The organism is Trueperella abortisuis (assembly GCF_030811095.1).
In the GTDB taxonomy this organism is placed as follows: domain Bacteria; phylum Actinomycetota; class Actinomycetes; order Actinomycetales; family Actinomycetaceae; genus Trueperella; species Trueperella abortisuis.
This window is the reverse complement of sequence record NZ_JAUSQL010000001.1, coordinates 1,625,322-1,648,888: the sequence shown is the minus strand read 5'-3', so window position 1 is coordinate 1,648,888 and position 23,567 is coordinate 1,625,322. Positions and strand designations below refer to the sequence as shown.

The following is a 23,567-nucleotide window of genomic DNA, read 5'->3' as shown; positions in this document are numbered from 1 at the left end:
TGATCAGGGCCTGGCCAAGAATCCCGGCCGGTTGCCCACACTCGCGATGAGACCTGAGTTACACTGTTTCCTAGGAATTGATGGGAACCAGTTGGATCTCGTCTCGAGCGTGGAACGAACCCTGCCGTTCATCTCTGACATCAACCGTGATGTTCAGAAGGTTCAGCGTCTACCTCGAGACCATGTTCAGAAGGTTCAGAACGTTCGGAATTTTTGGGAGTAGGCATGGGCCAGTTTGAACAGCCGCATGTTCGGCTTACAGGCGGCACTTTGCTCGCCTTGCTTAAGGCTGCCTTCCGCACGCGTTCGAAGAAGCGAGACTCCTATGAAGGTAAGTCTGATGGCCTGACCGACCTGGGGCTTGTCGAGGACCTCATCCGGTTGGTCAACCCTGACGCCTACTTTCCTCATCCGGATGCGATGCGTAAGAGCGTGTCGAACTACAAGTCATGCGTTCTCGAAAGTGAGGGAACATTCGCCTACCTGGACATGCGCGAAGACGCCCACCAAGAGAAGTTTGCGCGCATGCTTGACGATGACTATCCCGTGCTCGCTGAGCGGATGAGCGAGGTAGTCGATTTCTTCATCGACTCCGATGAGCATCAGACACAGTGGCTTGTTCAGGCATTGCTCACCGCGCTAGACCGGGACGACAGCATCGAGGCTTCAACCCCACTCTTTGTTGTTCCTGACGGACACACCATCACAAAGACAGAACTACTAGCAGCCGACGAAGTCTGTCTCGACACCCTCATCCTCGGACTGTGGTACTTCGCGATCACTAGAAACCTGCCAAACAGTGCCGGTCGCGACACCTTTAAGCGCTGGCACTATCCAAGATCCAGCGACCGTCAACAATGGAGAATCAATCGCGCCGCCGTCAACGTAGACACCGCCCGACGTCCAGCCGTGACACGGTGGGCGGAGTGTGCGGCAACCCTGCACAGCGAGGCAGACAAAGAACCGCGCGTGGAGACAGATGTTGATGAGACGGCTTCGACCGATGTGATCGACGCTGAAATCCTTGACGATAACGACGACAGCGCAGATCAGTCCGCAGCGCATGAGGATCCTGAATCAACCCAGCAGCCAACCGTGCAGCAGGTCGTGTTTCAACAGTTCGGAGCGAATAGCACCCAGATCGGCCATCTCGATACCCTCAATATCACCCTGTGGGGGCAGTCATGACCACCCGTGATGTCACCTCACCATCGAGCAACACTCAGGCTGTACAAGGTCAGAAGCCTGCATTGGCGCAAAGTGGCGACAACAGTGTGCAGATCAATCAAGTCGCCACCCTCAACCTCTTTCAGATGGCCAGCGGCAGCGGTAAAGAGATCGCATTTCCGTCGTGTTTGAGCGCGGAGTGTTACCACCTCATCGTCGGCGAGGTCGAATACTCAAACCTTCATGGGAGCATCACGCTGCGTAGCGACCGTGTACTGTCCACTGGCTCGACGGTTGAGCAGCTCGTTGCACGGTTTGCTGCGCTGACCAAAGAAGCTATCGACGAGCTCAGAACATTTCCGGTGCTTGTTGCGGCAGAAAACGATAACTATGGCAGCGCTAGCGAGGAACAGATAGCGCGTATTGGATTCCTGACCGACGTGAGAATCCTTCGCTCAGGCATTCGTGTGGAGTGCTTCGCGATCGATACCGTCCCGCAACAGGTGATCAACGATCTGCTCAAAGAGTTGGACCTGTGGGGCAATAGCCGATTCAACGAGCTCAACCAGACGCACTGGGCCCTGAAGAACGTGGATCTCCTGGGTGTTCTGGGAGCTGCAAGCGCCCCGATGAAGGGCCTCGCCAAGGCACTGTGGGGAGGCAGATCATGACGAACGACGTCAACGAACCTTGGGTGAATCTAGAACAAGTCGCTGATCATCTGACGGTCAGTAAGGACACCATCCGTAACTGGATCAAAGATGGGCTTTTGCCTGCCTACCGGGTCGGCAAGATGTACAAGTTCAAGCTCTCTGAAGTGGACCGGTGGGTGCGTGAAGGGCGACTGGACTTGGAGGCCAAACAATGAGCGCTCGCAGTGACAAGATGACCGCCGCCATCGAGCGCATCACTCTCAACCAGGCCACCTTCACCGGCCAGGAAATCAGGCCTACCTACATTAACTTCATCTTCGGCAAGAACGGGACTGGTAAGAGCACTATCGCCAGGGTGCTAGGTGAGGGTTCAGGCGTGACATGGCACGGTGGAAGCGCGCAGGCCGGCATGCCGGTGCGAGTGTTCAACCGGGACTTCATTAGCCGTAACATCAGCCGACTTGATGGGCTTGCCGGTGTTTTCACCCTGGGCGAGGAAAACAATGAAATCAACCGGCAAGTCGCTGAGCTACGCACAAAACAGCAGCAGGCCGATGATGAGGCTGAAGCGCTTGGGCAGGAAGCAATCGAGATTGGGAAGAAACTCACCCAACTGCGCTCAGCGTTTGAAGAACAGTGCTGGAGCGTCACACAGGATCTGCGCTTACAGATGCCATTTGCGTTTAATGGGGTACGCGGCAGCAAACAAAAGTTCGCTGACTACGTGCTCGCTCAGACCACGTCAGTCGACCATGACCTCAAGGCGCTTCTCGCGCAGTACCGCCTCGCCCATGACAGCAGCGCCACTCAATGCCGCATGCTAGATGACATCGAGGTGCACACCCCCGATGAGACGATTTTGTCGAGCGTGTCAGATTGTTTGTGTATGAGGATCTGATGAAAGGATTCGATTATGACTATGACACGTGATGAGAAGACCCGCCCGGCTGGCGCTGATGTTGTTGCTGAGCTGAAGGCTAGTGGTGCTTTAGACGATCTTTTTGCTCGCATTGATTCGGGCCAGATCGAGCTGACTGGTGATGGGGGTATGATCCCGGCGCTGATTAAGGAAGCCTTGGAGCGCGGCTTGGAAGCTGAGATGACCTCACACGTGGGATATGAGCCTCGCGATCGGCAGGCTAAGGCTGAAACGGATCGGCCTGTTAATGCGCGTAACGGCTCGTATACCAAGACTGTGGCGAGCGAGGTTGGGGATATTGAGTTAACGATTCCTCGGGATCGTGAAGGCTCGTTTACCCCTAGGCTGGTGCCGAAGGGGTCACGGCGCCTCGGTGGGCTGGATCAGATGATTATCAGCCTGTATGCCGGGGGAATGACGATCCGTGATATCCAGCATCATTTAGCTAAAACGATCGGGACGCAGCTGTCGCATGAGACGATTTCGACTATTACTGACGCGGTCTTAAAGTCGGTGACCACCTGGCAGGAGCGTCCCTTGGAAGAGTTCTACCCGGTGATCTATCTTGATGCGATCCGGGTTAAGGTCCGTGATCAAGGCCGAGTGCGCTCTAAAGCTGCTCATATCGCGGTGGGAGTCGATTTGGAGGGTATCAAGCACGTGCTGGGTATCTGGGTCGACGATAATGAAGGAGCGTCATTTTGGGCTTCCGTGTGTGCCCAGCTGGCTAACCGGGGTATTCGCGATGTGCTGATCGTGTGCTGTGATGGGCTGATGGGCTTGCCTGAGGCTATCGAGGCCACCTGGCCTAACTCGCTGGTCCAAACCTGTGTTGTTCATCTGATCCGGGCCGCGAATCGGTTCGTGGCCTACCAGGATCGCAAGGCCGTCTCGGCCTCGTTGAAGACGATGTACACTGCCTCTAGCGAGCAGGCAGCTCGCAGCGCGTTCGAGGCCTTCGCTGCTTCTAACCTCGGTAAAAAATACCCCTCAGCGGTTGCGACCTGGGAAAACGCGTGGGAGCGCTTCACCCCGTTTTACAGTTCCCACCCGCGTTACGCAAGGTCATCTACACGACTAACGCTATAGAGTCGTTGAACTATCAGCTGCGTAAGGTGACGAAGAATCGCGGCCAATTCCCTACCGATGAGGCGGTGGTCAAACTATTATGGCTAGCCATCTGCGATATCGAAGACACCCGAGCCCGTCAGCGAGCCAAAGACCAAGGCAAAGCCGCCGCAGAGCGTAAAGGCGCGGGTCGACTAATCGAAGGGCAGGTGACAACGAACTGGAAACAGGCCCTGGCCCAACTAGCTGCGGCCTACCCCGACCGCATGAACCCCTACCTATAAAACAACCTCTTCATACACAACAAACTTGACAAGCTCATTTTGTCTGAGCCGATCGTCAGCAGCGTTGAAAGCGAGTATGCGCGTTTCCTATCGAAACTGAACGCGGCGGACTGGGTGCGCCACGGCCACGCCCACTACTCCCAGACCGCCGGAACTACTTGCCCCTACTGCCAGCAGACCCTGCCCACGGACTTCGAACAGACCCTCAAAGCCTGTTTCGACACCGAATACGACCGCAAAATCCAAGCCCTGGACACCTTTAGCCGCACCTACAAGCAAGCAACCGCAGCGATAGAGCGGATGCCGCTTTCACGCGATCTGGGCCCCATGCCAGAGCAGGCTGACCTAAGCACCTACGACACCCTTGTCACCGCTATCAAAGACAGACTCAGCAGCAATCTCAATCAGATCGACAACAAGCTCAACGCCCCCAGCACCACTGTGACGCTCCAGCCTCTCGGAGAGCTGGTGGACCAGGTCCGTAACACTGTCAGCACGATCAACGCCGCGATCTCAGAACACAACGCCACTGTCGCCAATCAACAAACCCGCAGACAAGAATGCGAAGTGAAAGCCGGTCAGGTCGTCGCCCATATGCTTGACCAGCAGATCCGCCGCTACACCGAAGAAAAAGATGAACTAACCGAGAAGCAACGCAAAGCCCGCGCGCTCGAGCAAGATGCGAAAACGCGAGCTAGCAACGCTCTGAGGGACATCCACCGGCTTGAAGAGACCGCCGTGAACACCACAGCGGTTATGAACCGGATCAACGAACACCTGCGTCGGTCAGGTTTCCAAGGATTCCGCCTGATCGCACACCCAAGCCACAACGGCAACTACCAGGTCGTCCGTGACAGTGGCAATATCGCGCAGGAACTATCCGAAGGCGAACAAAACTTCATCGCCTTCCTCTACTTCTACTTCCTTCTCCAAGGAAGTACTCAGCCTACTAGTACGGCGAGCAAGGCTGTGGTCGTTATCGATGACCCTGTATCCAGCCTGGATACGGATGCCCTCGATATCGTGGCCTCGCTGGTGCGAGGGCTCATTAGCGACTGCTCCAACCTCGCGAACCCAACCTATCGTGGACCAGACGACAGCCTGATTGAGCAAATGTTCATCCTGAGCCACAACCCATATTTCATGGACGCGGTCAGCCGCACGCGCGTCAAGGACTACCGATATGTCTCGTTGTTCCACCTGACCAAGAAAAACAACCAGTCCACGGTAAACGCTTGCGTGCGGCAGTCGGCAACCGCGCCGACAGAACTGGAGAACTACTCGCCAGTGATGAACGCGTACGCCGCCATGTGGCAGGAATACCAGGAAGTCACAAGTCCACACGCATTGCTTGCGATTTGTCAGAGGATCCTGGACCACTACTTCCTCCACATCACCGGCCACAGCGCGCACAGCCTTACCAGTCAGATATTGGAAGTCAATCGGGATCGCTTCATCACCCGACTGCCTGATGGCAGTGAAGATGCGACAGCGTTGCAACACGCGCAAGCACTCCTCGCCCGCCTGGACACTAACCTCGGTGTTTCAGCCTTTGACGATGTCTACGCCAGTACCGAACTCAACGAACCCCAGTGCAGGCTTGCCTTCGAAACGATCTTCCAAGCTATGGGGCAAGGCCAGCACTTCGAGATGATGACCGGTCAAAGGGGGGGGCACCCCTGACACGGTGACAGTCGCAACTATCCCAGAGCGTTGCGTAACAGTCCTAACAAGCGGCGGAGGACCGAAGACTGAAGGACCTCCAACGGCCTCCCCACACGCGATCCTGCAAACAGGCTATCGGAAGCAAGCTCGCACACCTCGTGCCCGCGGCACTTACCGACGGCAAGATTGACATCGCCGCCCTCCAGGCCGCATTAGCGCTGACACGGCAACTGACGGCGAGCACTCAGGCAGTTCTGGCTGAGCAAGAGCCAAGCTACCCATGCGGTCCAGACAGCCCTCCACCGCCAGTCCTACACCAGACTGGAATAGGTCCCTGAACTGCCACATCGCAGGACATGTTGTGATTGACGACGACAACCTCGAAGTCCTCAAGATCTCAGACCGCTACTGGAAGAGGATATGACCTGCATCCATCTGGCCTACGACGCAGAACGCTGAGTCGCCTATATACAACAACTCTCAGTCGAGGGTATCGAGGCAAGCTCCGGTCTGTCCGCAGACACCAGGCGCTCGAGCCCAGATAGGGCACGGATGCCCCTTGCTTGCTCGACGAGACCGGGCACCAAGAACCGTTGACAAGTGATATGAATCATGTATGCTGTCAATTAGGGCATGCACAACTTGGCACCGTCGCCAGGTTTCTGCCGTAGCCGACGAGACGCTCTCCGTCCGGCGATTGTGATTTGAAATGCGACGGCGGAGATAGTGCTATGGCGTATAGAGAAAGCGGACAAGTCTTCTTGCTCGCCGAACAAGCATTAAGCGAGTTTGGGCGTCAATTCACTTATATACTCGTGCCTTATGTGCTCGTAAAAATATACAGCGCGAGTGCTGGAGATCTCGCCGCCATTAGTACCGTGGCGTCCGTCACTGCAATGATTGCGTCGGCCATTACGGCCTACATTGCAAGGAGGATCAGGACAGTACAGCTGGCGGTCGGAGGATGCCTAATTACTATGGCATGCCTAATCTGCGTGTGGGCCGCGACACTCCAAGGGTGGCCTCTCGCTACCGTAGTCCTATTATACCTGCTTGTAACGCTGGTTTCGTCGACATATTCGGTCGGAATTGTCGTTGCCGTCACAGAAGTCGCAAAGTCAGATAACGACTATCTTATTCTGAATGGTCGCCGAAACCTGGTGCAATCTACTGCGTCGATTCTTGGCCCTTCGCTCGTTGGCGCTCTAGTCGTTATGGTCGAGGCGCCTCGGCTATTCCTCGTTGATGCTCTTGCATCTCTAGCTTCTGCTCTGGTGTTCCTGCGGATACTACGCGGGAGCAACGTCGATCGTCACGAGTCTGAACACGCGGCTACGGAAGCCACGGGACGCTGCCGACCATCGTTACGCGGGCACTACGTTGCAGCAAGAACAACCCTGACAAGATGGGCGTCCATTCAAGGAGTGATCGCAGGCCTACTGGCACCCGCATTGATCACGTTTTGCCGCAGACTAGTCATGACAATTCTTCCGGTCATACTGATCGCAGACTTCGGGGCGACCTCGATAGAATATGGCATTGTCTACAGTGCAGGAGGAGTGGGATATCTCATCGCGGCATCATTCTGCTCTTGGCGAGCCAAGGGCAATGAGAGCTTGAAAAGGAGCATGTCTGCCGCGATACCGTTTGGTGTCGCTTGCTTGAGTGGACTCATGCTGATGGTGCTTGGAGACAGTACCGCACATATTGTTGGAGCTTGTCTGTTCACGGCAGGGTCCGGCGCATTCGGGCTTGTCGTTGACGTTCTCATCACCACCCATCGGCAGAAAGCCTTGGATCTCAGAGACCTAACGAGTGTCACAAGTCTATCGGACGCAATTGAAACGGCAGGAATGCTCTCGGCCGCTGTAGCATCAGGCATTTTTGCTGCAATTTGGGGACCGAGAGTAGTTGCTTGCATTGCCGCTTTCGCATACCTCGTCATGGTCGTTCTGGTAGCCCGAAAGACAATCTTGACGAAGGCCTTGGAGCGCATATGACCACCGATCACGAACTCTGTATATATCCGATAACGGCAGCCGCGTTAGGTGAGTCCACAACAATTGACGCTACGCTGCCGCATTGGGTGCGAGAAGCTAGCCAGGCGGCGGGAGAGGTGATAGTTGTTCATGTCAGGCCATCAAAATACGAACCTATTGGCAGCCGCTACGACAACGTGAGAAATGTCGAATGCGATAGTCTATGGGAGTTTATCGCGTCCCTTAAGTCGAGATATCCTGACCGTACGGCGACCATTGGAGATGCGCTAAGCATTCCAACAACCGGATACCTGCGCATGGTAGCCCATGTAACAAGAAGGCATGATATTACGTTTGCTCGGCGGTTAAGATTTCGTAATCACGAGCATATGCAAGGACGGACCGGTGTCGACTGGGCGGATCTCGTTGAAACCGAGCGTGTTGCACTCGAGAATAGATGGATGCAGCAAGGGCTAAGTCCGGAGTTGGTCGCAGGGGTATATGGCGAACTTGGAAACTTGACCATGCACACAGACGGCCTCACTGAGATAGCTGAATACTTGCGCCCGTTCCCGCGTGGAGATTGGTACCTCACTCAGGCGATATCTACCGCCGCCGGTCTACTTGGATACCACATGAGTTATCTCCCGAATGTAGGGTGCGTCGATGTTCGAACGAGATACCGCATAGATTTCAGTGGAGAGTCGGAGGCTCGATCGCTCCTATCGTCGAAACTCTCGAGCACACCATTCAAGTATCTAAATATGTACTATGAGGGACTGATCTCTTTCGAAGGCCTATTCGCTGATGTTGAGGTGAGATGAGGTACATGGAGGGTCGAATTATTGTATTTGAAGGCATATATTCGCTTGGAAAATCAACGCAGATTAGGAACTTGTCTGCTGAGTTGGCGCGCAGGGGTATCGAGCATGTCTGCACCTCCTGGAACTCGTCTGCTCTGTTATCAGAGTGGATGCTAGAACAACGCATCGCCGGCCGCTTGCACGGAAGCGTACTGACGCTATTGGAATTGGCCGACTTTGCGGAGCGATGGTTCGGGCAGATCGAACCCTTATGGCGGTCCGGCGTTCATGTGATCGCGGATCGATACCTATACACCGCGGTCGCTCGAGGACTTGTCCGTGGCGTTGAATGGGATCAGACCGTGATCCAAGGCTTACTTGCGCTCGGCCCAAGACCGGATCTTACCTTCCTCTTTCAAGCCGCACCTCAAGTGTCTCTCGAGCGTAGGCTAAGAACGGAACGGAGCATGCAAGGCTATGTTAGTGGGAGTGACTTCCTAAACACAGGAACAGTGGAGGAGAACTATGTTGAATATCAGAGTCGAATAGCTGAGACGTACGGCCTTTTGGTCCAAGACGCGGTTTGTATTGATGCATCCTGCAGTCAAAGTCAAGTCTGGGAACGCGTTAAACAAGAAAGCTTACGAATTCTCGATCCCGACGTCTAGGAGGAACGTATTATGACCGAACGGGAAAGGCGAGCGGCACAGTGCGCAAGGTCCTTGCAGCATTGGAAAGAAATTCTTGAGTTCGCGATTGAACGAAAGTGGACGATTTTGCGATGTGAGGAGGTGTTATCTAGAAGCGAGCCTCTGGATGGGCAGACGATGGTCCTTCGTCATGACATTGATCTGAACCCGCTCAAGGCGCTTGCTATGGCTCGGGTGGAACATTCGCTCGGTATCACCTCTACGTACTTTATCCGGCTGCACGCAAATGAGTACAACGGACTAAGCCATGAGAATCTGTCGATCTTGCATGAGTTAGTTCGGATGGGACATGAGATCGGGCTACACGCCGAACCCGTTGACGTGCGCCTAAGCTCGGGGCTTGACTCGACTAAGTCAATTCTCTTCGGATTGGACGTATTGACTGCAATTGCAGGACGGCCAGTCGGCATCGCATCGCATGGCGACATCACGCCGGACAACAACCTTGACTACTTTGATAAGGTTGACGTGAGAACGCTGGGTGCCCTGTATGAAGCGTACGATGATTATGCGTTGAAGCTCTTTTCGAACTCTCGCTACGTAAGTGACGGCCACATCTGGGAATGGCGATTGTTTAGGCAAGGTGAGCCCGTTCAGGATGCTCGGTGTTTGCACGAGCATTTGTTTGATGTGGATGGACCGATCTACGCTTTGACGCATCCTCATTTCTGGTACAGCAGCCATGCCTTGGTCTCTTACCGCTAGGTCTGACGGTGATATCGGTAGTGATTGCCGCTCGTGCAGATTCCACGCGGCACGGCACCAGTAGGCTTAGGCTCGTTCTTGACTCTCTTGAACGCCAGACGGTCGCCGGTGATTGTTATGAGGTCATAGTCGTAGATGACCATAGCGACCCACCGCTGGCGGACGCGATTGCGGCCAGGTCGTTGCCTATTTCCGTTCTTTGTCCAGACAAGACGGGGATGGTGTGTGCGTTCAACTTCGGAATCGAGCATGCGAAGGGCGACTTGGTACTGCTCGGTTTGGACGATGAGATACTTTCGCCGGGCGCACTCCAGGCGCACATGATCGCGTACGAGGGGAACGGGCGCCATATCGGCGTTGGGCGAGCTCGTCTATACCCTTCAATCGCGGCACAAAATGACATCTACGTGGATCCACTCCTCAGGGATGGATTCCTCCGGGAAACCTTCGACCAGATTTGGGATGCGAGCGTCGTAGACCGGCGGATCTGGGAATTTGAGAGCGTGCTAGCGAGTCCGAGTTTTCCGCGACTTGCATCCTCATATCTTGGCATGCGATTCGGGAATCACACGATTCCGATGTCCTTCTTTGAGCGATATGGTCTTCTTGATGAGAAACTGCAGCGTTATGGGGGATGGAACGTCGATATTGATTTAGGTCTGAGGATCCAAAGCTCGGACTACGAGTTTTGCTTGGTTTCGGAGGCGAGGTCAATCAACCTACCACATCCGCGTCACCAGTTGTCCATTAGAGAGGCCTTTGGCGCATGGAGCTACCTGATCCGAAAACATGGCTGCATTGAGTTGCTGCCGATGATGTCATATTTCGACGGTGATTACAGCATCGCGGATATTGAAGAGTCGATTCAGTGCATGCGAACCGAGTTGGAGTGCGCGCGAGCATGAATATCGCGAGCAGGTGGTCAGCAGATGATTCCATTGATGCGCCCCTCATTGGGAGATTGGGAAGTTTCGGCGGTTCGTGCCGTCATTTACAGTGGCCAATTCAGAGGCGGATGGTATAACTCTGCCTTGGAATCGGTTGTGGCTGGGTCGCTAGGAATGGAGGCGGGAACGACGGCTGTCACCGCGACGGCCGGGTTGTGGGCACTGCTTTCGTCACTTGGATGCGGACCGGGAAAGGAGGTTGTCGTTAGTAATGTGACCTGTCCCTCGGTGGCCCAGGCGATACTCCTAACGGGCGCCAAGCTGGTACTCGTCGATAATGATCCGGTCTCTCATCAGGTCGATTCTGCTCAAGTTGTCAGTGCGTTGAGTTCGGCAACATCGGCAGTGGTCAGCACATACGCGTTTGCGATGCCGTATGACAATAGTGCGCTTCGGCGTCAACTCGCGAATAGAGGGATAGCGGTAATAGAGGACCTCGCAGGCCTTGAAGGTTCCACGGTATTTGGTCGTCCTGTTGGTCACTCGGCTGCGTACTCGATTCACAGTTTCGGCCCTACAAAGATGATTACAGGCGGAACAGGAGGCATGGTGTGCGGCGATGCTGGCACTGTCGCCAGTTGCCGTGAGTTCTTGTCGGGCGGCTACGAACTCGGGTCGAAGCACTCGTTGCCGGCTGGCGCTCCTCGATCCTGGTTGGAGGTTGGTGAAACGGCGTTGGACTTGGAACTGAACGAGATGAACGCCGCGATCGTTCTGACGCAACTAGCTCGCATTGACGAGTTGTTGGCGGCTCGACGAACACATGCCAGTAGGTACATCGAGAACCTCGCCGGGCTTGAGGGCGCATCGATCTTCTTACCTGAACCTCATTGCGCCCCCTCGTGGCTGTACATGCCATTGATTTGTCAAGCGCCGGACTGGAATGCAGTTCGCTTTATCGAATATATGACAGAGCGAGGAATTCAGGTGAGGCGATACTTCCGACCTTTGTCCTCATTTCGACATTTCAGGCAGCGGGCTCGGTGCACAGAGGCCGGGCTTCGCCATTCTGAAGGTTCCGCAACGGATACCGTGCTCCTTCCGATCTACCCAGATCTCCGCAGCGAGGAAATCGACTACATTTGCGAAACGATCTTTCGATATGCGAATACAAGGGTGGGAAGATGAATTCGTTCGTGGCTCAGCAGCCTAGATACCTTCCTTGGGTAGGCTTCTTCGAGCGTGCACTCATTGCCGATTATGTCGTAATTCAAGATGACCTCCAATTCGTCAGGCAGGAGTACCAGTCCCGCACAAGAGTGGCGGATCGTAACTCGCTGGGATGGCGCTGGCTTACGGTTCCGATACATGCGAAATTTGGGCAAGCTATTAATGCCGTGTTTCCTGTGGATAATGGGTGGCATTTTCACCATCGGAACATTTTGCACTATAATTATAGTGCCGAGGTAGGTTGGCGTGCAGTATACGACCTTATTGAAATCGTATTTGAGCATCGATTTGAGTCGCTTGCGGAGTTGAATGTCGCACTCATTCGTCGCATCTTCGACATGCTCGATATCTCGGCGACACTGGTGCTCGAGTCCGAATTGAATCTGCCAAAGTTTTCCACGCCGGATTCGCGATTGATCTCTCTTGCTGAGACTCTGAATTGTTCGAACTATATTTCGGGCCAAGGCGGGCGGAATTATCATCGCGAGGAAGAATGGTCAGACTCTATCGCGCGTTGGGTGTGGCATGAGCCCGAGTTGCGTCGGTATGACAGAGGTAGTAGTCCCTGGATTTCAGGTCTTAGTATCATTGACATGTTGGCATATTCGTCAAATCCGGCTGGCTTGTTGCGGTCTCGCGGTTAGTGTTCCCCGCCAGGCCGGGTATGTTCGCTTGTAGGCCATGACCAGTAGGTCATCCTGCAATGAGAGTGCGGTGTTGGCGAATGGAAGGCAGCCGATGGCAGGCTCCGATTGTCGTGTGGTTGGACTGTCGGTTTTGAAGTGGAGATCAGCCGGTTCTGATTCTCAGGACCACATCTGCTCTTAGGCTAGTTCAGCGTGCCGTTGATGCGCGAATGCCACTGCCGACGACGACGGTGATTATTCGGTCATGGGATCAGCGGGTCTTGTATACCCAGGATGACTCGGCGAATTTGGGCGCTTGATGAGGTGTGACGGGGTTTGAGTTCGGCTTTTGGTGCTGGAGAGCTCATCGCAGCGGTCACGGTCACTTAGGGGATGTGGTTGGGGAGAGGGATTGGGTAGGCATGTTAACGGCTCCCGCTGCTGTGGGCACACCACCCGATTGCCTTATGTGGGTAGGCGTAAAGGAGTTCGGATGCAGCCACATCAATCCCCACGGTTGGGTCAGCAGCGAGGGGCTCCTGGGGCCTTCCGGTAGTTGAACAACAGGTGGAATACGACGTAGGTGTTCTTGGATTGCAGATCAGCGTGAACGTCGTCAATGTTGGGGCCTCAACGAGCAAAAATGCGTATGTTGCGCCCCAGCCCGTAAGATGGCTTCGCGGTTGAAGAACTCGTCGCCGTTGTCACAGTCAAGACCACAAATATGAAACGAGATGGCTTGTAGGGGGTGTTCCGGGCCTGCCATGATGCGAACGTTGGCGTTGCCGCGCAGGAGTTCCAGGTGATCCCGTCCGATAGCCCCGTGATCAATGTTTGGGTTCAGGCGTGCTGCCAGATACGGTCAGCACACGCCAGCCATCGCGGCCATTTCAATGAATCTGGGCTCATCCTTACCTTGGTGACCCGCTTTGCGGATGGTGATGGACTGACACGGCAGCTGCCCGCAACGAGTTGCCCTGATTACTGTGAGTTCCAGAGGCTGATTCTAGATTGCCAAGTGGCTATCAATCGTTGCCGTGCTCATGGCCGTCGGTTTAGCGTCCACGCAGAGGATGAGTCATCATGGTGATCAACGAGTAGGCAATGATCTATAGGAGAAGCGTTGCATCAGTATGTTTGACTGACAACGCACCTCCCTTACGAAGGGCCAATATTCAGTGGCACACGCGCCAACACCGGGCGCGCGGCCTGCGAACACTTGCGGGCACGATCCGAGTGCACGTGGAGACGAATATCGCCCTCGTGCCGGATCATTGGGCTGCTTCAACACGCCTGCCAGCTGACGGAGCCAAGCATGTCGCATCACGGAGACGGTCGAACATTCAGCCCTATTGTGCCTTCGCGCGATTCTGCGGGGCCCCTGGAGCGACCGCAATGTCGCCTCCACTGTGATGCTCATAGCGACAAGATCGTTGTACATGAACGCCCATTGCGTGCTCCAACCAATACGGGCACGTGAGTCGCCGCTCGCTCGATCTACGCAAGGTGCGCCGAACTATTGACCTCCCACGGTACTCACGGTAACCTAGTGATGTCTCTAACATCGCATTCAAGGAGGAGTGCAACATGGACACGATCGTGAACTCAACCGAGACGACTGTCGCCGATGAGAACCTGACTACCGAGGAGATTGAAGCACTCCGCGAGTTGCTTGCGACTCCGACGCTTCCTGAAGTCCCAACCATGAACGAGAAGACATTTTGACGTGAGTGTCTGCGACGCTCCGACCGGACTGTCGGAGCGCGTCTTGTCTCATCTCGGCACCGATGCGGCCTGTGTTGTCCTAGTCGGCAGTCAGGTGGCGGGATACGGTCATGCGCGGTCAGACATCGACGTGTATGTGTTTTCAAACGTGAGGGACAAGTTCACAGACACGCTCAACCACGACGGCCAGCGTATTGATCTTGAACATTTTAACGCCGGTTGGCTGCGCGATTTGTTCTCGTTGTTTAGAGACGTTGAGGCTAGTCCTGGCTCTGCGTTGAAACTGGATCTTGGTTCGTCGACATGGGCATCGCTGCTGCGCCTAATGTGCGGCCAGGTCATCCACAGTTCTGAGGCGTTCTCTGACCTCGCGCGCGACTTGGCGAGCCTGCGGCGACGAATTCTCGAGTGTTTTGGCTTGATCACCACATGGGAGGTGGTCACAGCATCTGAGGATTTGGTCGGATTTCAAGAGGATTCGGACGTCATAAGTTTCGCTGCTTTGGAGAATACTCTCGTTTGGCGTTGCCTCGATGTCCTGATGGCCCTCCGCGATCAGCCATTTCCTGGTGACAAATGGCGCGTTGCGAAGTTGCGTCAGTCGGAATGGTCCCAGTGTGTCGAATGGCCGTTAATGCCGTTTTGGGGTGACTTTAGACGTCTACAGGTGCTGAATTACTGTCTCCAGATTGAGCTATGGGGACCAATCCGATTTCGTCCAATAGTAACCGAGTGCGTCGGTTTGTTGGGCCGCTTGCCGCAGGCGCCGGTCAGTTCATGCCGCCCAGCGCCCGGCGTCCTAAGCTTTGGTGGTGACGATGGCCTCCGTTTAGTGGATACACGCTCGCTATTTGAGCGGCAGTCTGAATTGCAGATCTCGTCATATCTCCTATCGGTGCTCGCGTTCATGCTGGCTACTGGATGCGGACCGGAACATGCCCTTATTCGCCTTGGGTTTAACCAATCAAAGATTCTGGATGCAGTCAATGCGCAATTGCGCCTGCTGAGCGATCTCGGATTCGTAGAGGGTGGATTGCGATAGATGCTTCTCCAGCGAATTCAGGAGGTCCTGGCGTCACCTCAGAGAACGCTATCTGAGAAGAGTGAAGACATTGTCAGGTATATACTTCAAGATCGGTATGCCGATTTTATTATACCGCAGGAGTTAATGAATTCTTGCGTTAAATCCGTATATGGCACTCTATCTGCTGCCTCGGGATCTTCGCTGAAGCAAGCGATAACAATATTGAGTTACTGTACGGCACTCTTGGCGGACAACGGCTTCAACAACGATGGATCGCAAGTAGAGTCGATCTGGTTTCATGCAGGTTCGATAGTGGTGAGCCCCTACCGAGGCTGTAGTTTTGGCTGCGTCTACTGCTTTAGGCCGACGGCGGCACCGATACCGACGGTTGATTCGCAACTCGCCGACGGTGTAGTGGTGCAGGTGCACGACGAGCTCGAGTTGCTCAAGTTAGCACTTCGATCTCCGAAAAGAATCCCCGGAGTTACGCAGCTCTGCTTGCACTCCGCTACGACCGACCCATTCTTGCCAACGACTCGAATGTCGACCCGTTCAATGCTTATGTACCTCGAGCAGAATTCGGTCGAAGACTTGATCATCCTGATTACGAAGGCACCTCTTTCTAAGGATGATATTTCGTTTCTCTCTGACTTGAAGAAGATTCGTATCGCACTCTTTCTAGATTACACTGGTGCGGATGGCCGAATGGAACGAATGAGTGGTCACACGAATGTTCGAGAAGCGCGATGGCGTGCGCGAGATCGGATCTTGGAAGAGCGACCTGAATGTGTAGCTCTCGCTCACTATTGCCGGCCAGTGGTTGAAGGATGGAACGATACGTATGTTCAGATTGCTGATGCGCTTCGCTTTGGAGAGCCATTGGGCATATCTGTAATTGGCGGATTGGTGGCAGTTCCGGGGATTGAAGCTGCGGCGCGAGCGAGAGGCCTGCCACTTCCTGCGATGGATCAAATTGAGGGGCGTAAGGTCTTCCCGGCAACACTTGAAGCTCGTATAGCCGCAATCCACGAGGAACTGCAACTCTCGAGCATACTGGTCAAAGATCAGGCTTGCGCTTTGACATTAATGGCTCGGATATTCACGGGCCGTGCAGAGGCGAATACGGAAGCGATTCGGCGTTACGATGATGTCCTTGGAAGGGAAAGACCGATCTGTATGGCTCGCTGCGATGAGCGCCAGATCGAAAAGTGCGTCGAGGGTGGTTCGCTTACCAGCGTCGAACTTTTCAAAGTTGCCGCAACTCTCGGGATTGATCCATCATCACTCCGTCTTTCGAATGACGGTCGGGTAATCTATACAGATTCGTCACTCAGTGCAAGTCAGCGCGACTGTTTGGTTGCCTATACGAGAGTACCAGTGATAGGAGAATAGAGTGACGTCCAAATTTGATACGCTCCGCAATAAGACCGTTCTTGTTACGGGTGGTGCCGGCCTCGTCGGCAGCCGGATTGGTAAGTTCCTCAAAGGCTGCGGCGCCCACACAATATGTATCGATCCTCTCGACGCGTACCACTTTGATTATCGTAGACTATTCGAAGCCGATCGCTATTATGATGAGATCATCGTCGAATACTTACATTCTTACACGTCGCTGCGTGCGCTAATGCACAACGTTGACTTCGTTGTTCATGCTGCGGCGTGCGCTGACGTAGCCGAGTGCACGCACAACCCCGTCCGCGCTTCGGAAATGAACCTGATGGCCGCGGCCACGCTGTTCGATGCGATGCGTAATGCATCAAGCTGTTCGCGGATTGTGGTTGTTTCCTCTGCTAGTGTTTATGGTTCTGGCGGCGATGGAATCGTCTGGAAGGAGTCAGCGTCTCATTCGCCGATATCGTCGTATGCAAACGCTAAGGTCTGGCTCGAGAATGAAGCTCGCCTGCGTTCACGGGAAAGTGGGTTCGAGGCGGTCATACTCCGATATTTTTCTGTCTATGGTCAACCCCAGCTTCCAAAGATTGGGAGCCACTCTTGGTGCGTCGCCACTTTTACGGCCCGCGCACAATTGGGGTTGGACCTTTGCCTACATGGGGGTGGGCATCAGGTTAGGGACTTTGTTCATGTTGACGATGTTGCGCGAGCGACTGTGCTGGCCCTCGTCGGCGAGAATTGCGCCGGGCAGACGTTGAATGTGGGTACCGGTGTAGGAACGACTGTTCGGTCTGTTGCGGAACGGATTCGTGCACTCTATGGAGGTGAACCGCGGCTTGTGAATACAGGTGTCCCCACTGGTGATCCGCTTGGCGGCATCGCCTGCACAGGGAAGGCTAAGTCAGTGCTCGGTTTCGAATCTCAGATTCCTTTCGAACTCGGTCTCCGGCAGTATGTGGACTGGTTCAGGAATGCCGAACTCCCCGAAGCTGTGTTCAAGGCTGTCGAATACTGACGTGCATTTCGTTGCGTTGATGCATTGACGTGATTTGGTCGGTGCTGTTGGTGATGTTTCTATAGAGAGATCCGTTGCCTTTGGCGTTCGCCGTCCAGAGGGATCGATATGGCCTTGACGTTGTCGAGGAGCCCATATGGGTGCGATGTGCTTTGCGTCGTGATGTATGTCGCACGCTCGACCCGGCTCGTTACATCTCTTTTCGTGTGCCGCTTCGCGTCAAGTAGGGACGTTCGATGGTTTCGTTAGCGGAGCATTGGTCGCGGTGGCTGCACGGTTAGAGCGAGTGTTGGGAGCGCGGTGGCTGGCGTTGTCTATGACGTGTGCAGTATGGGTTCATCGGCTATTGGTTGTGTGCATTTCTGTACATCTGCGAGTTTGCGAGCACAGTGGGGGGCGAGGTCTTTGAAGCCTGACGTCCCCCGCGCCGGTTCGGCTAACACGCGCCGGAGGATACCGGATCCGAACCATCGCAACGGGGTGGGTGCTAGTGACCGCGACATAGTCACGAGTTCTAGGACGGATTGTGATGCGCGACCGTACGCCCTGATACGCCAACGCAGTGGATTCCAAGGACCACACCCGACACACCCAGTAGTCCCAATACGATCCCACGAGGGGACTTGGGTGCGATGCTAGTTGCAAGAATGGGGTTACCTGGAATGGAGGTCTGCGGGCTAGAATCCCGCCGAATCACAAGTAGAATCGGTCGGGTCGGTTATTAAATATGGAGTCTAGGGCTCCACTATGACCTCGGATTTGATAAGGCCGGGGTTGCGTTTGGCGAGTATGCCCTTGGGGGCCTAAATTTCGGCGTGCGTTGGTGAGTTCACGTTTTGCCTAGTCAGACGCTGATTCAGGGCAAAGAAAACCCTCCCTCGAGTGAGGCGGGCTTGGCTAAGCGGAACATTTCTACAAGTTGATGGCGATTGCGCGTCCGTCGCGGAAGAAGAACTCAATGGCCCCTCCCCTGACGATGGCGTAGTCGATCAGGGCCGTCCAGTGGGTTGGCTGAGAATCCCCGATCGGCGCGCTGAAGAGTTGATTGTAGGTGGCGAGGAAGACACTCAGTTTAACGGGCGCAAACCGCACCGTTCAGGATTAACTCATTTCGGGCTTGACCCTCCAGTAACTGGAGGGCTCATACTCGAATTAAGCGGTGGATCGCCGCGCAGAAAGCGAAGCCTAAGGCGGAGGAGCGACATGAGTATCAGTATTGGGGAGTTTTCCCACAGCACCGGAATAAACATAAAGACGCTACGGTACTACCACGACATTGGGCTGCTTGAAGCCGCCCGGGTCGATGAGTTTAGCGGGTACCGCTACTATCGAGCCGAACAGTTGGCGCAGGCCGGGCTGATACGGTTACTGCGGGCTGCAGGGATGGGGATTTCCGAGATGCGGCAGGTGCTGACTCATCCACATGAGCTCAGCAAGCAGTTGGCGGCTCGGCGCACTCAAATGCAGATTCAGCGTCGGCTTGAGGACTGGGCTTTAGAGCGAGCTGCCATGTGGAGCGCCGATTTGCAGCGCGTCAATCCGGTACTTGAACGGCATGCCGGACGACTGCACTGGGCAGGGGTCTCGACCGTGGTGGACACCGCCGACTTGGAGCAGAAATTAGCGTCGGCAGACGAAGTGCTGCCGCAACTGGAACGGGATTTGCTGGCTCTGGTGGAGACCTTGCGAAGAATCTTTGACGCCGATTCGGGTCACGAGACTCCCGGCGACAGGGCAAATGCCACTCAGTCGAATGAAGGGGCAGAATTTGGCGAATTTATAGCGAACTCTTGGACGAGTTTCCATGTCGATAAAGTCAAGCCATCACGCGTGTTCATCGCGCTGTGCTTTGCCATTCCTAGCCCACTACCGGCTGGTTTTGGTGCTGGTGAGCAGATTGCATCCGATATTGTGTCAGGGATTCTGCCCGAGCGCACCGAGGCCTGGATTCGAACCGCGAGCTTTGCTGATTCAGGGACAGGGCTGGAAGAATCTGGCGACGGCGAGCACCTTGGCGATCGACCAGTCGATGACGACACGTTAGAAGAACTATTACCGGGAGGATCCCTACCTTCGAGAGAGGGGATCGCTCTGGCCCTGTATTTGGAAGAACGCGGAATCACTGAGCCTCGAGAAATCCGACAGCGAATCGTTCACGAGGTTGATGACCACGACGGGTACGGAGCCGCCCACATGGAGCTTAGTATCACGCTGGATCAGCCGAACGAGTCGGCCTGAACCAAACCTACAGTAGTCCCCGATACAGCTTGCGGTTGATGAACCAGAATTGGATTCTCAAGCCCGCAATCTGTCCGCCAACCAGCCTAATGAGACGACACAGAACGATGTTGGATATGCCCTTATTGAAGCGTTCAATTGCGCGAGCCAACTCTCCAGTCTCCTCAACCCTGTCTCGGACTCGGAACTGCATGTTCGCCTAGTTCCCCATGGTGAAGCACCCATCATTATCCGCAGAAACGAAGGAGCCTGGGCAGCCAGTCTTCTTCGCCCCCGAGATGAATCGATGGCTATCTAGGATTTCAGAACCATCAGCCACACTCTTCAAGTCAGCCCAACATCAGCAGGAGAGCACGAAATCCTCACTGACCTCATTGCCGAAGTGCTTAACCAGGGCGGCATCGAAATGATGCGCCTACTCCGGCCACTTCAGCAGCACGAAGAAGCAACCCCCTCGCCTTGAACCCGCCAACGCAATCGCCAAACCAGACCCCTCCCGTCGCATCAGGAGCCGCCAGGGATGCTGGGGCCGCTCCGGACGGCTCGCATGACTACACCAAAAGAAGGGGCGCAACGGCACTCAAACCAGCAAAACCCCTGCTCAACAGCCGATTCTCGGCAATCTCGCCCCTTATCAAATGCGAGATCTTTGGCTCCACTATGACCTCGGATTTGATAAGGCTAGCGTTGCGTTTGGCAAGCACGCCCTAGGGGGCTAAAAAATAGGCGAGCGTTGGCGAGTTTATGTTTTCGCTAGTAAGCGCGTTGGCAAGTTCTTATTTTTCCTCGGTTAGGAAAGTTTTTGAGGTATAGGAAAACCCGCTCTCGGGCGAGGTATGTACGACTGCACTGGTCGGTATAGATAGATTCCATCAAATCCCAAATCCACAGGAGTCTATCTAGAACACACTAGGCACCACCTCGGCATAAATGAAAGTATTCACCCACCGCCGGCACCATAATCATTGATATCGAGGCTAGCCTGGCCGTGAGTTCGTCGACCTGCCTCTAGCGCCCAACTATCGCCTCCCAGCATAACCTCCCCGTTACTAGAACCACGCCGCTTCGGCTCGTCACTATTAGGCTGCGTGTCACTTGAAACGCACGCGAAACCCTCATCCAAGGAAATATTTTTCTAAAATCTGGATTTTGCAGTAGGATAAGGCTTATGAGGATACTGTCTTTCTCGGTTCGGAACCATCGTAGCTTCAGAGACGATTTTTTCCTTGACCTGACAAGAAATGAGCTGAGAACTAATCTGCCACCGGAAGGTTCTACCTGGCGAGATATGCTCTTCCCGGTAGCGGGGATTTTTGGTGCAAACGCGTCCGGTAAGACCTCAATGATTCGCGCTTTTCACTTTCTTAGAACAGCCGTAGCTCTATCTTCCACTCGCTGGATGGAGTCAGACACTATGGTGCGTGACCCTTTTAGGCTGGATCCAGATTCCACGCAAGGGTTGAGTTCATACGAACTCGATTTTATTCTCGATATTCCAGCCGGTTTTTCTGAACTTTCGGCGGGAGAGCATAGATTCGTATACCAATTCACGATCGACCGGCAGGGGGTGGTGGCAGAAAACCTCGTCGTATACCGGACCTCGCGACCAACAAATATTATCAACCGTTTGCGCGAAGATAAAAAACGTAGGGTTCGGCTCGGCCTTCGTCTGGGTCAGATCGAGGTTTCTGACCGAGAGTTGGCACTGTCACGTGCTCTGCACATGGATAAGGAACTTCTGACCTTTATCGGTGAAGAAATGCTACAAACTCTCACAGTGTACGACGTTGGCGACAAAGCGCAAGAATGGCGTCTAAGCCGGATTGCTGACGAACTCGCTTCGGGCGAGTTGAAGCTTGAAGACCTTGAGCTTCTTGCGCGGGTTGCCGACGTGGGAATTTCAAAGATATTCGTGGAGGAAGAAGAGATTCCGGAGCCCATTCGGGAGCTTATTTCACACCTTAATCGAGAGGCGTCCGAGGGAGAAGACGAAGAAACAAAAGAAGTCGACGTAGAGCCGACGAGAATCGACATCACTGAAGAAATGATGGTGCGCTCGCTGCGGTTCCAACATGAAGCTGACGAGGTGGCATCTGAGGCATTCAGCTTAGCAGATGAGTCCTCTGGAACTCGGGCATGGCTGGCGCTTGCGGTGGATGTCGTAAAGACGTTACGAAACGGCGGCCTCTTGTGTGTTGACGAGCTGGATACGAGCTTGCACCCATACCTAGCTGCGCTCATCATTTCGTTGTTCCAATCCGAAGAGACGAATCGCCGAGGAGCACAACTTATTTTCACCTCTCACGACGTTTCACTTCTGAGTCCGCAGCATGAGTTGAACTTAGAACGGAAACAGATTTGGTACGTTGAGAAGGAACGATCTGGCGCATCCGAATTGTATTCACTTGATGACTTCACAGATGTTAAGCCCGGGTCAAACGTCAGCAAACAGTATCTTGAGGGGCGGTTCGGTGCAGTTCCGCGCTTGGCACCAGCACTGCTGGGACGTTTGCTTAACGATACTTTCCCTGACCCAAGTGACGTTTCGACGAGAGGATGACCGCACTTGGCGAGAAGCTCACGACTATCTAGGAGACGTCCGCAGAGACGGCAAAGTAAACGGGTATTGATCGTTGTTGAAGGAGCGAGAGGAAAATCCGAGCAAGCCTATTTCCAGCTACTCAATCAAGAACTGAGAGGTAACGCCACGGTTCTCTCGCTGCAGGTGGAACCCGGAGCCGGCGAGCCCTCGCGAGTTCTTAAGGCATGTCGAAATAAGACTACGGAGCAAGAAAAGCGGGCCGAAAACGGGGAGCCAGCGTATGACGCCCGATTCATTGTCGTTGACCGAGACGACCACGGCACGTTGGAACGTGTTTTGCAGGAGTGCGAGTCCGAGCAAATCCATGGAATTGTCACAAATCCAAAGTTTGAACTGTGGCTCCTCTGGCATAAGGACGAACAGAGAGCGTCAATCGACGGCGCACAGCTAGACTGGCGTGTACGGGACTTGCATCTCGTTGAGGGGAGAAACGGAAAAGAGCTAGCCAAGGGATTCGAAATTAAGAATTACAAGCCAGCAATGGAACGAGCGCAAAAGGCTTGGCCAAAGCTTGTCGACAATCGAGTGGGGCCGAATCCGTCAAGCGCCATTGCATGGATGATTGAGGAAATCGTAAAGCTGGCGTCTTTAGACAAGAAATGATGCTTCCGCTAGCTGGTCTCGGGTAAGGATGCCCCCAGACTCGCTTCTTAGACAGGCAAAGTAAACGTACCCATACCTAATGGACAAATTCTGAATCGATATGTCCCAAGAACACTCCAGAATGATCTCCTCTTTGGCATCCCGGGTTTGAACTCACCAACGCCAGCCATATCGTATCTCCCCCTCGCCAAGTACCGGCGCGCTACTAAACCGCAAATCGCCCGACCGACGGTCGCACGAAAACGTTAAGTAGCCGTGTATCCCAACCCTGG

General features: G+C 54.4%; 20 protein-coding genes and 1 pseudogene. 20 read left to right on the top strand and 1 reads right to left on the bottom strand.

Translation table 11 applies throughout. The annotated features are described in order from the left end of the window. The first annotated feature begins 225 nt into the window (after window positions 1-225). The 17 genes and pseudogenes from J2S45_RS07425 (at window position 226) to J2S45_RS07355 (ending at window position 17,852) form a co-directional block, all read left to right on the top strand. Entirely contained in the window at window positions 226-1,188 is a 963-nt protein-coding gene (locus tag J2S45_RS07425; RefSeq protein ID WP_278787574.1) for a hypothetical protein, read from the top strand. Next, window positions 1,185-1,838 carry a hypothetical protein gene (locus J2S45_RS07420; protein WP_278787573.1) on the top strand — a complete coding sequence of 218 codons (654 nt, stop codon included), beginning with the start codon at window positions 1,185-1,187 and terminating at the stop codon, window positions 1,836-1,838. Before J2S45_RS07425 ends, J2S45_RS07420 begins: the two co-directional genes overlap by 4 nt. Then, window positions 1,835-2,035, top strand: a complete 201-nt coding sequence (locus tag J2S45_RS07415) for a helix-turn-helix domain-containing protein (RefSeq protein ID WP_278787572.1) — start codon at window positions 1,835-1,837, stop codon at window positions 2,033-2,035. The genes J2S45_RS07420 and J2S45_RS07415 overlap by 4 nt, the downstream gene beginning before the upstream one ends. Further along, window positions 2,032-2,718, top strand: a complete 687-nt coding sequence (locus J2S45_RS07410; protein WP_278787571.1) for an AAA family ATPase — start codon at window positions 2,032-2,034, stop codon at window positions 2,716-2,718. Before J2S45_RS07415 ends, J2S45_RS07410 begins: the two co-directional genes overlap by 4 nt. Window positions 2,719-2,739: 21 nt before the next feature. Next, window positions 2,740-4,091: pseudogene (locus tag J2S45_RS07405) on the top strand (IS256 family transposase). 39 nt (window positions 4,092-4,130) lie between these two features. Further along, window positions 4,131-5,774, top strand: coding sequence for an AAA family ATPase (locus J2S45_RS07400; protein WP_307635006.1), 1,644 nt, complete (start codon window positions 4,131-4,133; stop codon window positions 5,772-5,774). 713 nt (window positions 5,775-6,487) lie between these two features. After that, entirely contained in the window at window positions 6,488-7,756 is a 1,269-nt protein-coding gene (locus J2S45_RS07395) for an MFS transporter (protein ID WP_278787569.1), read from the top strand. Then, window positions 7,753-8,559 carry a hypothetical protein gene (locus tag J2S45_RS07390; protein WP_307635005.1) on the top strand — a complete coding sequence of 269 codons (807 nt, stop codon included), beginning with the start codon at window positions 7,753-7,755 and terminating at the stop codon, window positions 8,557-8,559. The genes J2S45_RS07395 and J2S45_RS07390 overlap by 4 nt, the downstream gene beginning before the upstream one ends. Beyond that, window positions 8,556-9,206 (top strand): dTMP kinase, encoded by a 651-nt coding sequence (locus J2S45_RS11150; protein WP_367207789.1) that lies wholly within the window; start codon window positions 8,556-8,558, stop codon window positions 9,204-9,206. Before J2S45_RS07390 ends, J2S45_RS11150 begins: the two co-directional genes overlap by 4 nt. A 12-nt stretch (window positions 9,207-9,218) precedes the next feature. Beyond that, window positions 9,219-9,953 (top strand): polysaccharide deacetylase family protein, encoded by a 735-nt coding sequence (locus J2S45_RS07385; RefSeq protein WP_278787568.1) that lies wholly within the window; start codon window positions 9,219-9,221, stop codon window positions 9,951-9,953. A gap of 20 nt (window positions 9,954-9,973) precedes the next feature. Beyond that, the gene (locus J2S45_RS07380) at window positions 9,974-10,858 is read left to right on the top strand and encodes a glycosyltransferase family 2 protein (protein ID WP_278787567.1); all 885 of its coding nucleotides are present in this window, start codon (window positions 9,974-9,976) and stop codon (window positions 10,856-10,858) included. A gap of 24 nt (window positions 10,859-10,882) precedes the next feature. Then, window positions 10,883-12,028, top strand: a complete 1,146-nt coding sequence (locus J2S45_RS11145; RefSeq protein WP_407702479.1) for a DegT/DnrJ/EryC1/StrS family aminotransferase — start codon at window positions 10,883-10,885, stop codon at window positions 12,026-12,028. Beyond that, the gene (locus J2S45_RS07375; RefSeq protein WP_307635004.1) at window positions 12,025-12,714 is read left to right on the top strand and encodes a WbqC family protein; all 690 of its coding nucleotides are present in this window, start codon (window positions 12,025-12,027) and stop codon (window positions 12,712-12,714) included. Before J2S45_RS11145 ends, J2S45_RS07375 begins: the two co-directional genes overlap by 4 nt. A gap of 1,569 nt (window positions 12,715-14,283) precedes the next feature. Beyond that, on the top strand, window positions 14,284-14,421 hold the full coding sequence (locus J2S45_RS07370) for a hypothetical protein (protein ID WP_278787565.1): 138 nt from the start codon (window positions 14,284-14,286) through the stop codon (window positions 14,419-14,421). A 1-nt stretch (window position 14,422) separates the two neighbouring features. After that, window positions 14,423-15,463, top strand: coding sequence for a hypothetical protein (locus J2S45_RS07365; RefSeq protein ID WP_278787564.1), 1,041 nt, complete (start codon window positions 14,423-14,425; stop codon window positions 15,461-15,463). 537 nt (window positions 15,464-16,000) lie between these two features. Continuing rightward, window positions 16,001-16,837: a hypothetical protein gene (locus J2S45_RS07360; protein ID WP_307635003.1), complete on the top strand. Its 837-nt coding sequence runs from the start codon at window positions 16,001-16,003 to the stop codon at window positions 16,835-16,837. A 1-nt stretch (window position 16,838) separates the two neighbouring features. Next, on the top strand, window positions 16,839-17,852 hold the full coding sequence (locus J2S45_RS07355; protein WP_278787562.1) for an NAD-dependent epimerase/dehydratase family protein: 1,014 nt from the start codon (window positions 16,839-16,841) through the stop codon (window positions 17,850-17,852). A gap of 912 nt (window positions 17,853-18,764) precedes the next feature. Here J2S45_RS07355 and J2S45_RS07350 read toward each other — a convergent pair. After that, window positions 18,765-18,944 (bottom strand): hypothetical protein, encoded by a 180-nt coding sequence (locus tag J2S45_RS07350; RefSeq protein ID WP_307635002.1) that lies wholly within the window; start codon window positions 18,942-18,944, stop codon window positions 18,765-18,767. 111 nt (window positions 18,945-19,055) lie between these two features. Here J2S45_RS07350 and J2S45_RS07345 point away from each other — a divergent pair, with 111 nt between their 5' ends. From J2S45_RS07345 to J2S45_RS07335, 3 genes are all read left to right on the top strand, one after another. Next, window positions 19,056-20,090 carry a MerR family transcriptional regulator gene (locus J2S45_RS07345; RefSeq protein WP_307635001.1) on the top strand — a complete coding sequence of 345 codons (1,035 nt, stop codon included), beginning with the start codon at window positions 19,056-19,058 and terminating at the stop codon, window positions 20,088-20,090. A gap of 1,168 nt (window positions 20,091-21,258) precedes the next feature. Further along, window positions 21,259-22,650 carry an AAA family ATPase gene (locus J2S45_RS07340; protein WP_307635000.1) on the top strand — a complete coding sequence of 464 codons (1,392 nt, stop codon included), beginning with the start codon at window positions 21,259-21,261 and terminating at the stop codon, window positions 22,648-22,650. 66 nt (window positions 22,651-22,716) lie between these two features. Further along, window positions 22,717-23,295 (top strand): RloB family protein, encoded by a 579-nt coding sequence (locus tag J2S45_RS07335; RefSeq protein WP_307634999.1) that lies wholly within the window; start codon window positions 22,717-22,719, stop codon window positions 23,293-23,295. Window positions 23,296-23,567 lie beyond the last annotated feature (272 nt).

What these genes read in the sequence shown, in the direction of transcription:
- J2S45_RS07425 (WP_278787574.1), top strand. Translation starts at nt 226, where the DNA reads ATGGGCCAGTTTGAACAGCCGCATGTTCGGCTTACAGGCGGCACTTTG.
- J2S45_RS07420 (WP_278787573.1), top strand. Translation starts at nt 1,185, where the DNA reads ATGACCACCCGTGATGTCACCTCACCATCGAGCAACACTCAGGCTGTA.
- J2S45_RS07415 (WP_278787572.1), top strand. Translation starts at nt 1,835, where the DNA reads ATGACGAACGACGTCAACGAACCTTGGGTGAATCTAGAACAAGTCGCT.
- J2S45_RS07410 (WP_278787571.1), top strand. Translation starts at nt 2,032, where the DNA reads ATGAGCGCTCGCAGTGACAAGATGACCGCCGCCATCGAGCGCATCACT.
- J2S45_RS07395 (WP_278787569.1), top strand. Translation starts at nt 6,488, where the DNA reads ATGGCGTATAGAGAAAGCGGACAAGTCTTCTTGCTCGCCGAACAAGCA.
- J2S45_RS07390 (WP_307635005.1), top strand. Translation starts at nt 7,753, where the DNA reads ATGACCACCGATCACGAACTCTGTATATATCCGATAACGGCAGCCGCG.
- J2S45_RS11150 (WP_367207789.1), top strand. Translation starts at nt 8,556, where the DNA reads ATGAGGTACATGGAGGGTCGAATTATTGTATTTGAAGGCATATATTCG.
- J2S45_RS07385 (WP_278787568.1), top strand. Translation starts at nt 9,219, where the DNA reads ATGACCGAACGGGAAAGGCGAGCGGCACAGTGCGCAAGGTCCTTGCAG.
- J2S45_RS11145 (WP_407702479.1), top strand. Translation starts at nt 10,883, where the DNA reads ATGATTCCATTGATGCGCCCCTCATTGGGAGATTGGGAAGTTTCGGCG.
- J2S45_RS07375 (WP_307635004.1), top strand. Translation starts at nt 12,025, where the DNA reads ATGAATTCGTTCGTGGCTCAGCAGCCTAGATACCTTCCTTGGGTAGGC.
- J2S45_RS07370 (WP_278787565.1), top strand. Translation starts at nt 14,284, where the DNA reads ATGGACACGATCGTGAACTCAACCGAGACGACTGTCGCCGATGAGAAC.
- J2S45_RS07360 (WP_307635003.1), top strand. Translation starts at nt 16,001, where the DNA reads ATGCTTATGTACCTCGAGCAGAATTCGGTCGAAGACTTGATCATCCTG.
- J2S45_RS07345 (WP_307635001.1), top strand. Translation starts at nt 19,056, where the DNA reads ATGAGTATCAGTATTGGGGAGTTTTCCCACAGCACCGGAATAAACATA.
- J2S45_RS07340 (WP_307635000.1), top strand. Translation starts at nt 21,259, where the DNA reads ATGAGGATACTGTCTTTCTCGGTTCGGAACCATCGTAGCTTCAGAGAC.